At 61.5% G+C, this 8,966-nt stretch carries 9 protein-coding genes and 1 pseudogene; 7 read left to right on the forward strand and 3 right to left on the reverse strand.

Annotated features, from left to right (window positions below; translation table 11 throughout):
- The first annotated feature begins 177 nt into the window (after nt 1-177).
- Complete coding sequence (locus CYD26_RS18175) at nt 178-3,015, forward strand: class I adenylate cyclase (protein ID WP_102053244.1); 2,838 nt, start codon at nt 178-180, stop codon at nt 3,013-3,015.
- Nucleotides 3,016-3,022: 7 nt separating this feature from the next.
- Here the strand turns inward: CYD26_RS18175 and rnk are convergent, their stop codons facing one another.
- The 3 genes from rnk to cyaY all read right to left on the reverse strand — a co-directional run bounded on the left by rnk (nt 3,023) and on the right by cyaY (nt 4,133).
- Nucleotides 3,023-3,433 carry a nucleoside diphosphate kinase regulator gene (gene rnk / locus CYD26_RS18180; RefSeq protein WP_065758048.1) on the reverse strand — a complete coding sequence of 137 codons (411 nt, stop codon included), beginning with the start codon at nt 3,431-3,433 and terminating at the stop codon, nt 3,023-3,025.
- A gap of 144 nt (nt 3,434-3,577) precedes the next feature.
- Nucleotides 3,578-3,799, reverse strand: a complete 222-nt coding sequence (locus CYD26_RS18185) for a DUF1289 domain-containing protein (protein WP_065758049.1) — start codon at nt 3,797-3,799, stop codon at nt 3,578-3,580.
- Nucleotide 3,800: 1 nt separating this feature from the next.
- Nucleotides 3,801-4,133 (reverse strand): iron donor protein CyaY, encoded by a 333-nt coding sequence (gene cyaY / locus CYD26_RS18190; protein WP_065758050.1) that lies wholly within the window; start codon nt 4,131-4,133, stop codon nt 3,801-3,803.
- Between the two features lie 177 nt (nt 4,134-4,310).
- Between cyaY and CYD26_RS18195 the strand changes: the two are divergent.
- The 6 genes and pseudogenes from CYD26_RS18195 to CYD26_RS18220 form a co-directional block, all read left to right on the forward strand.
- A pseudogene (locus CYD26_RS18195) lies at nt 4,311-4,445 on the forward strand (lipoprotein); the annotation flags it as partial.
- A 12-nt stretch (nt 4,446-4,457) separates the two neighbouring features.
- A complete protein-coding gene (gene lysA, locus CYD26_RS18200; RefSeq protein ID WP_099773280.1) occupies nt 4,458-5,705 on the forward strand; it encodes a diaminopimelate decarboxylase in 1,248 nt (415 codons plus the stop codon).
- Between the two features lie 4 nt (nt 5,706-5,709).
- Nucleotides 5,710-6,540, forward strand: a complete 831-nt coding sequence (dapF, locus tag CYD26_RS18205) for a diaminopimelate epimerase (protein ID WP_102053245.1) — start codon at nt 5,710-5,712, stop codon at nt 6,538-6,540.
- 13 nt (nt 6,541-6,553) lie between these two features.
- Nucleotides 6,554-7,288 (forward strand): DUF484 family protein, encoded by a 735-nt coding sequence (locus CYD26_RS18210; protein ID WP_065758053.1) that lies wholly within the window; start codon nt 6,554-6,556, stop codon nt 7,286-7,288.
- A gap of 2 nt (nt 7,289-7,290) precedes the next feature.
- Nucleotides 7,291-8,190, forward strand: coding sequence for a tyrosine recombinase XerC (gene xerC, locus CYD26_RS18215; protein WP_065758054.1), 900 nt, complete (start codon nt 7,291-7,293; stop codon nt 8,188-8,190).
- Nucleotides 8,187-8,882 (forward strand): HAD family hydrolase, encoded by a 696-nt coding sequence (locus CYD26_RS18220; RefSeq protein WP_102053246.1) that lies wholly within the window; start codon nt 8,187-8,189, stop codon nt 8,880-8,882. The genes xerC and CYD26_RS18220 overlap by 4 nt, the downstream gene beginning before the upstream one ends.
- Nucleotides 8,883-8,966: the final 84 nt, after the last annotated feature.

Consider the following 8,966-nt stretch of genomic DNA (forward strand, 5'->3'; position numbering starts at 1 on the left):
CAAGCCTCACGCGCCAGCGTCTTGCACGGCCTTCGGGCCGTACACGACGCTGCACCGCCCACGAAAAAATGGCGTCAAAAACCAAATACGGCTTAAACCGACTGCATTACTAGGGCTAAACTCGCCAGTGCTAACTGACGTTCTCTTGTCGAGCCTGTAGGCCGGTTTGAATCCATAATGAACCACCCCTATGAAATCCGCCCGGACCTGGATACAGGCATCGACCGCAAGGTGCTCAATCAGTTGCGCGCGCGTTTTCTGCGCCTGAACGAAGGTCGCCTGGCACGCGCCATGGACGGTTTGTCGAGCAGACAGCAACTCGTCCTTAACCTGCTACCGCTGCTCTTCCACGTCAATCACCCACTGTTTCCCGGCTATGTCTCAGGCTCTACCCCAGCGGGTGTCTCCGGTTACGAGCCCGATGCACAGCAGCTGGCTGAAGCGCAGCGCCTGACGCGCTCGTTCAGCTACAGGCCTCGCCACGGCAACCCGCCACGCCCCATTCATGGGCTGTTCCTGATGGGCAGCCTCGGCACCCTGGCCCAAGCCGAACAAAGCGACATGGATGTGTGGGTATGCCACGCTTGCGACCTGGACGACACCGCCCTGGCCGAGCTGCGCAAAAAGTGCACGTTGCTGGAGATCTGGGCCGCCAGCCAGGGCGCCGAAGCACACATGTTCCTGATCGACCCGCAGCGATTCGTTCAGGGCGAACGCAACACCAGGCTCAGTTCGGAAGATTGCGGCACCACTCAGCATTACCTGCTACTTGATGAGTTCTACCGCACCGCCATCTGGCTGGCCGGCCGCACACCGCTTTGGTGGCTGGTACCTGTGCACGAAGAAGCGCGCTATGCCGAATTCACCCGCACGCTGCTGTCCAAACGGTTTGTCCGCGAAGAAGAGGTTCTGGATCTTGGCCATCTGGCCCATATCCCGGCCGGCGAGTTCATCGGTGCCGGGCTCTGGCAGTTGTACAAAGGGATTGAGTCGCCCTACAAATCTGTACTTAAACTGCTACTGACCGAAGCCTATGCCAGCGAGCATCCACAGGTACACTGCCTCAGCCTGCAGTTCAAACAGGCCGTGTTCGCCAACCGCCTGGACCCAGACGAACTCGACCCCTACGTGATGGTTTACCGGCGCATCGAGCGCTACCTGAAGGCCAGCGGCGACAGCCAACGGCTGGAGCTGGTGCGACGCAGCCTGTACCTGAAGGTCAACAAGAAACTCAGCAACCTGGCACGCCAGCGCGTGAGTGGCTGGCAACGCGAGCAGCTTGCACGCCTTTGCCAGGAATGGGGTTGGGACGAACGCCAATTGGCCCTGCTCGACAGCCGCAGCCAATGGAAAGTTCGTCAGGTCGAGAGCGAGCGGCGGGTGCTGGTCGATGAGTTGAACTACGGCTACCGCTTTCTCAACCAGTTCGCACGCAGCCAACAGGCGAGCAATCGCATCGACCAACGCGACCTCAACGTGCTTGGCCGACGCTTGCATGCAGCTTTCGGGCGCCGTGCTGGCAAAGTCGACTTCATCAACCCAGGCGTGGCCCCTGACCTGGCCGAAGACACCCTGACGCTGGTCCAATCAAGTACCGGCAACGCACCGGAGCGGGTTCAATGGACACTCTACAGCGGCAACCTCGGCCCGCAGGAATGGGAGCACTTCGCCCCGATCAAACGGTGCCGCGGGTTACTTGAACTGCTGACCTGGGCCCATCGCAATGGCGTGATCGACAGCAGTACGCGACTAGCGCTGTATCCAGGCAGCAGCGACCTGAGCGAGTACGAGCTGTTCAACCTGCTCGGCAGCCTGCAGCACAGCGTAGCCCTGCCACTGCCCCGTGTCAGTGAGGAACGCCTGCTGCAACCCAGCGTAGCCGAGGAGGTGCTGTTGCTGGTGAATGTCGGCATCGACCCACTGCGCCAACACCGCGACCTGAACATCCTGATGACCACCGAGCGTACCGACTCGCTGAGCTACGCTGGCGTGCGCGAGAACCTGGTACTGACCCTCGACCAGGTCACACTAAACAGTTGGAACGAAGTGCAGGTTCAACGCTATGACGGCGAACATGCCCTGCTGCGCTGCCTGCGCGATTACCTGAGCAGCCTTGAGCGCGGCGCACCTGCGCCACGCTTGAGGGTACGCTGCTTCTGTCATAACCGGGCCCAGGCCATTGCCCTGCGTGTCGAAGAAGTGTTCATGAGCGCTCAGGCACTCCTGGAGCAACCCCTCGAGTACCGCTACCTGATTCAGGTTCAGCAGCATACCCACGTGCTCAACCTGCAACCTGGCGCAACCGAAATAGCCACACTGAACGACCACGCGGCCCTTCTGGCGTATCTGGGCCAGGAGCGGAGCAGTTACAGCCACCTGCACCTGGATGCCAATGCACTGCAGGAGCATGACCTGGCACAAGTGCTTGCGCTTGGCCAGCCGCACGCCCTTCAGGTGTTCTACCGCCTGTGGGATGACTGGGCCGATGTCTACGTGCTGGATGAACATAACGTGTTGTGGCAGCAACGCCTGCCGATGCATGACGAGAGCAGCCTGCTGCTGCCGTTGCAGCGCTTCCTGCAGGCGGTGGTTTTTCGTCAGAACGCGCGCCGGCCACTGGCGCAAGGCTCGCTGGCAATCCATTACTACCAGATTATGCCCTCGGGCGGAGGCCGAGCGCGCCGGGTCGAACCCCGCCCCGCGCCACAGGACAGCAGCGGCAGGTTTTTCTACGACGTACAGGCGATCCTACAGACGAGCGCAACCGAGTCAGCTCACGTCACGCTGTACTGTAATCAAAAGGAATTTTCAGCGCTCGACCATGGCGACCAACTGTATGCCATGGTTGCGCGCGAGATCGTCGAGCAGCGCCGTGAAGCTGCGCCCTACCGCTGCTACATCACTGACCTGGACCTGTCCGACCTGCTCGCTGAAAGCCCAGGTTCAAGCATCCGCTACCTGCGCTACAAGGACGAACTGGAGGCGCGCCTGAACGACGCCATGGCCCTGCTCTAAGCCAGGTTCAGAGGTCAAAGTCACCAGCGGCTTCCGGCTGGTACTCAACCTCCAGCAGCTTGAGCTTGAGGGTCTTGCCGCCCGGTGCTGGCCAATCGATCTGCTCGCCGACCGACAGGCCCAGCAATGCGCAGCCAATCGGCGCCAGGATCGATACGCTGCCTTCGGCACCCGCATCCTTCGGGTAGACCAGGGTCAGGTGATAGTCCTTGCCACTGGCTTCCTCGCGGCAATGCACGCGGGAGTTCATGGTCACCACACCGGCCGGGACCTCCTCGTGACCGACCACCTGCTCGGCGCGGTCCAGCTCGTCCTGCAAGGCGAGCACACCCGGCACGTTTTCGTCGAGGCTATCGATCAAACGCTCAAGACGTTGTACGTCCAATCGGGTGAGGATAAGGGAAGGCTTGGTGCTCATGATCCAGTCAGACTCCTTTTTCTAGGCGATATAAAGAAAAACCCCGCCCAAGGGCGGGGTTTTCAGGAATTCGGCAGTGCCGATATACGTTCGACACTACCACAGCCCGGCAAATACACAAGAGGGGAGGCAGGCAGCCCTGGCTCAGCGAGCCTCGGCCTGGGTGCGCCGGGCACCTGCTTCGCGGCAAATCTGACGACGCTGCTCGTCATCCGCCGAACGCCACTGACGAATATCCTCGACATGCCGGAAACAACCCAGACAGACCTTCTGCTCATCGAGCCGGCACAGGCTGATACACGGCGAAGGCACCGCCGGGCTGACATTGCTGTACAGCGGCTTAGCCGGTTTGCTGGCAACACTCATTTCAAATCTCGTCGAAGTCGAGCTTCTCGCCAGACTGCTCAAAGACGATGCGCACCAGCATTTCGCCCAACAGTTCGTCAGTGGTATCGCACATCCACTTCTTGCTTTCCGGGTCGTAGTCGAAATGGAAACCGCCGCTACGGGCAGCCAGCCACAGCTGACGCAAAGGCTCCTGCCGGCTGAAGATCAACTGGCTGCCATTATCGAACTTGATGGTCAGGACACCGGCCGAATTTTCCATGTCCAGGTCCAGGCCGCTTTCGTCGAACAGGTCTTCCAGCGCCTGCTGGGTGGCATCGACCAGGTCATGAAAACGTGCTTCGCTCAAACTCATTGCAAGAACCTCGAAATTTTCTGCTCACGCGCAAGCCGGGCACGATACGAGGCCAGCGCGACGAATGCAAAGGATACCGACCACCGCCCCTGTCCGATGGCGGGCAAGCCACATAGGCAAGGCGCTGGGCGCTCGGTATACTCGGGCGCAATACTGCTTATTTCAAAGGATTTCGCCATGAAGCGCCTGATCTCCTCCCTCGCGGCGCTCGTCGCGGTTGCCTGCCTCGTCTCCGCCTGTGGTCAAAAGGGTCCTCTGTACCTGCCTGACGACAGCAAAGATGGCAAAAAATCGCAATCGCACCAGCACCAATAAGGGAATCCCATGGACGCTTTCAGCTACCGCGAAGGTGAACTGTTCGCGGAAGACGTAGCGCTGTCAGCCATCGCCGCGCGCTTCGCAACGCCGACGTACGTTTACTCGCGCGCCCATATCGAAGAGCGCTACCGCAGCTATACCGATGCCCTGGAAGGCGTATCGCACCTGGTCTGCTTTGCAGTCAAGGCGAACTCCAACCTGGCCGTGCTGAACGTGCTCGCCCGCTTGGGCGCAGGCTTCGACATCGTCTCCGGCGGTGAGCTGGAACGCGTCCTGGCCGCTGGCGGACGCGCCGACCGCGTGGTGTTCTCCGGCGTCGGCAAGACCCGTGAAGACATGCGTCGGGCCCTGGAAGTCGGCGTACACTGCTTCAACGTCGAGTCCACTGACGAACTGGAACGCCTGCAGGTCGTCGCCGCCGAGATGGGCGTACGCGCGCCGATTTCGCTGCGGGTCAACCCTGACGTCGATGCCGGTACCCACCCGTATATTTCCACCGGGCTGAAAGAGAACAAGTTCGGCATTGCCATCGCCGATGCCGAGGCCGTCTATCTGCGCGCAGCTCAACTGCCGAACCTGGAAGTGGTGGGTGTCGACTGCCATATCGGTTCGCAGCTGACCACCCTCGCCCCGTTCCTCGACGCACTCGACCGCCTGCTGGCGCTGATCGACCGCCTGGCCGAATGTGGCATCCACCTGCGTCACCTGGACCTGGGTGGTGGTGTTGGTGTGCGTTACAACGACGAACAGCCACCGCTTATTGCCGACTACATCAAGGCCGTACGCGAGCGTGTCGGCGAACGTGACCTGACCCTGGTCTTCGAGCCGGGTCGTTACATCGTCGCCAATGCCGGCGTGCTGCTGACCCGTGTCGAGTACCTCAAGCACACGGAACACAAGGATTTCGCCATCGTCGATGCGGCGATGAACGACCTGATCCGCCCAGCCCTGTATCAAGCCTGGATGGACGTGACGGCCGTGCAGCCGCGTGCGGGCGAGCCACGCACCTATGACGTGGTCGGACCGATCTGCGAAACCGGCGACTTCCTGGCCAAAGCGCGTCAACTGAACCTGGCCGAGGGCGACCTGCTGGCTGTGCATTCAGCGGGTGCCTATGGCTTTGTCATGAGCTCGAACTACAACACCCGTGGCCGCTGCGCCGAAGTTCTGGTCGATGGCGACAAGGCCTTTGAAGTGCGTCGTCGCGAGACCGTAGCCGAACTGTTCGCAGGCGAAAGCCAGTTGCCGGAGTAACCCCATGCTGCTGCGTTTTACCAAAATGCATGGCCTGGGCAATGACTTCATGGTCCTCGACCTGGTCAGCCAGCATGCACACATTCTGCCCAAGCACGCCAAGCAATGGGGCGACCGGCATACCGGTATCGGCTTCGATCAGTTACTGATCGTCGAAGCACCGAGCAATCCGGACGTGGACTTTCGCTACCGGATCTTCAACGCCGACGGCTCCGAAGTGGAACAGTGCGGTAACGGTGCACGTTGCTTCGCCCGCTTCGTGCTGGACAAACGCCTGACCGCCAAGAAACAGATCCGCGTCGAAACCCGTAGCGGCGTCATTGAGCTCAATGTCCGTAGCGATGGGCAGATCTGTATCGACATGGGCCCACCACGGCTGGTCCCGGCCGACATTCCGTTCCAGGCCCCCGAACAAGCCCTGAGCTATTCGGTGGATGTGGACGGCCAGCAGGTCGAAATGGCCGCCGTCTCCATGGGCAACCCGCATGCCGTGCTGCGTGTCGACGACATCAACCAGGCACCGGTACATACCCTGGGGCCGAAGATCGAACACCACCCACGCTTCCCGCAACGTGTGAATGTCGGCTTTATCCAGGTCATTGATCGGCACCGCGCACAACTGCGGGTCTGGGAACGTGGCGCCGGGGAAACCCAGGCCTGCGGTACCGGCGCCTGCGCTGCTGCCGTGGCCGCGATCAGCCAAGGCTGGATGGATTCACCCCTGCTTATCGACCTGCCAGGCGGGCGCCTGTCGATTGAATGGGCAGGACCTGGCCACCCGGTGATGATGACCGGGCCGGCCGTGCGCGTTTTCGAAGGACAGGTTCGTCTATGAGTGAGTATCAGCCATGACCGATCAGCCCCAGGCCCCCGTCGAACACCCCGCCCCGAGTGATCAGGGCATGACACCGGCCCTTGGGGCCGAGGCCGTGGCCGCCTACTTGCGCGCCAACCCGGCATTTTTCACCGAGCACGATGAACTGCTGGTGGAACTGCACGTCCCTCACCAACGTGGCGATAGCGTCTCGCTGGTCGAGCGCCAGCTCAAGCTCCTGCGTGATCGCAACATCGAGATGCGCCATCGCCTGTCACAGCTGATGGACGTCGCCCGCGACAATGACCGGCTGTTCGACAAGACCCGCCGCTTGATCCTCGACCTGCTCGATGCCAACAGCCTCGAGGAAGTGGTCATGGCCGTCGAAGACAGCCTGCGCCAGGAGTTCAAGGTGCCGTTTGTCAGCCTCATACTGTTCAGTGACAACGCCACTTCGGTGGGCCGCTGGGTCAACAGTACCGAGGCCCAACAAGCCATTGGCAGCTTGCTCTGCGGCGGCAAGACCGTCAGCGGCTCGCTGCGCGACCATGAGCTGGACTTCCTGTTCGGTGAAGAGCAGCGTAAAGAAGTCGGCTCCAGCGCCGTCGCCGTACTCAACCATCAGGGCCTGCATGGCGTGCTGGCGATCGGCAGCCGAGATCCGCAGCACTACAAGAGCAGTGTCGGCACCCTGTTCCTGGGCTACATTGCCGAAGTCCTGGGCCGTGTCGTTCCACGCTTCACGCAAACCCTGCGTTCGGTGCGCTAACCATGCAACGCCAGTTGGACGCGTTCTGTGCATACCTGCGTAACGAACGTCAGGTGTCACCGCATACCCAACTGGCCTACCGGAGCGACCTCGACAATGTCCTGGCGTACTGCGCCAAGGCCGGCATCAACAGCTGGAACGACCTGCAGATCCAACAGCTGCGTCAGTTCGTTGCCCGTCAGCATCAACACGGGCAGTCCTCACGTAGCCTGGCCCGCATGCTCTCGGCCGTGCGCGGTTTCTATCGCTACCTCAACCGTGAAGGGTTATGCAGCCACGACCCGGCCACCGGTCTGTCGGCCCCCAAAGGCGAGCGGCGCCTGCCCAAGACCCTGGACACCGACCGCGCCCTGCAATTGCTCGACGGAGCCGTTGAAGACGACTTCATCGGCCGGCGCGATCAGGCCATCCTGGAGTTGTTCTACTCCTCCGGGCTGCGCCTGTCGGAGCTGACCAGCCTGAACATGGAGCAACTGGACCTCGCCGCAGGCCTGGTACAGGTGCATGGCAAAGGCAGCAAGACCCGCGTACTGCCGGTGGGCCGCAAAGCCCGCGAGGCCCTGCAACAGTGGTTCAAATTGCGCGGTATGAGCGCGCCTGAAGATGGCGCGGTGTTTGTCACCCGCCAGGGCCGTCGCCTTGGCCGTCGGGCGATCCAACTGCGGGTACAGGCCGCCGGCGTAAGGGAGCTGGGGCAAAACCTGCACCCACACATGTTACGGCACTCTTTTGCCAGCCACCTGCTGGAGTCCTCCCAAGACCTGCGCGCCGTCCAGGAAATGCTCGGCCATGCCGACATCGCCACCACGCAGATCTACACTCACCTGGACTTCCAACACTTGGCTGCGGTTTACGACAGCGCCCATCCACGGGCCAAGCGCAGTAAGGACAGCGACACATGAGTATCGAGCTGATCACCTTCGACCTGGACGACACCCTGTGGGACACCGCCCCGGTTATTGTCAGCGCCGAAGCCGTACTGCGAGACTGGCTGGCGGCCAATGCCCCCAACCTGGGCCCTGTGCCGGTCGAGCACCTGTATGCCATTCGCGAGCGCCTGGTACACGCCGAACCGGGGCTCAAGCACCGCATCAGCGCACTACGGCGCCGGGTGCTGTTCCATGCACTGGAAGAGGTTGGCTACAGTGAGGCGCACGCCCGGGAGCTGGCCAACGAGGGCTTTGAAGTCTTCCTGCATGCCCGCCATCAAATCGACATTTTTCCGGAAGTGCAGCCGGTGCTGGAATTGCTCTGCCGTCACTACAGCCTGGGCGTCGTCACCAACGGCAACGCCGATGTGCGCCGCCTGGGGCTGGCCGACTATTTCAAGTTCACCTTGTGCGCAGAAGACCTGGGCATCGGCAAACCCGACCCGCAGCCCTTCCAGGAAGCCCTTCGCCGTGGGCAGGTAGAAGCCAGTGCGGCGGTACATATTGGCGATCACCCCGGCGACGACATCGCGGGCGCCCAACAAGCAGGCCTGCGGGCGATCTGGTTCAACCCTCAAGGCAAGACCTGGGAGGCCGAACAACACCCGGATGCCGAAATCCAGCGCCTCTCGCAGCTTCCTGAAATCCTGTCCCGCTGGCGCTAAAACAGCGTGTCTAGTCCTGAAATAGGTTTACACCTATTTCAGCCTCAAAACGCCCGATGCATCGCATCGGGCGTTTTGTATTTC

Source organism: Pseudomonas sp. FFUP_PS_473 (assembly GCF_002858665.1).
Lineage (GTDB): Bacteria > Pseudomonadota > Gammaproteobacteria > Pseudomonadales > Pseudomonadaceae > Aquipseudomonas > Aquipseudomonas defluvii.

Bases quoted from the DNA above. Each gene is read 5' to 3' on its own strand.
- CYD26_RS18175 (WP_102053244.1), top strand. From the start codon at position 178: ATGAACCACCCCTATGAAATCCGCCCGGACCTGGATACAGGCATCGAC.
- rnk (WP_065758048.1), bottom strand. From the start codon at position 3,433: ATGAGCACCAAGCCTTCCCTTATCCTCACCCGATTGGACGTACAACGT.
- CYD26_RS18185 (WP_065758049.1), bottom strand. From the start codon at position 3,799: ATGAGTGTTGCCAGCAAACCGGCTAAGCCGCTGTACAGCAATGTCAGC.
- cyaY (WP_065758050.1), bottom strand. From the start codon at position 4,133: ATGAGTTTGAGCGAAGCACGTTTTCATGACCTGGTCGATGCCACCCAG.
- lysA (WP_099773280.1), top strand. From the start codon at position 4,458: ATGGACGCTTTCAGCTACCGCGAAGGTGAACTGTTCGCGGAAGACGTA.
- dapF (WP_102053245.1), top strand. From the start codon at position 5,710: ATGCTGCTGCGTTTTACCAAAATGCATGGCCTGGGCAATGACTTCATG.
- CYD26_RS18210 (WP_065758053.1), top strand. From the start codon at position 6,554: ATGACCGATCAGCCCCAGGCCCCCGTCGAACACCCCGCCCCGAGTGAT.
- xerC (WP_065758054.1), top strand. From the start codon at position 7,291: ATGCAACGCCAGTTGGACGCGTTCTGTGCATACCTGCGTAACGAACGT.
- CYD26_RS18220 (WP_102053246.1), top strand. From the start codon at position 8,187: ATGAGTATCGAGCTGATCACCTTCGACCTGGACGACACCCTGTGGGAC.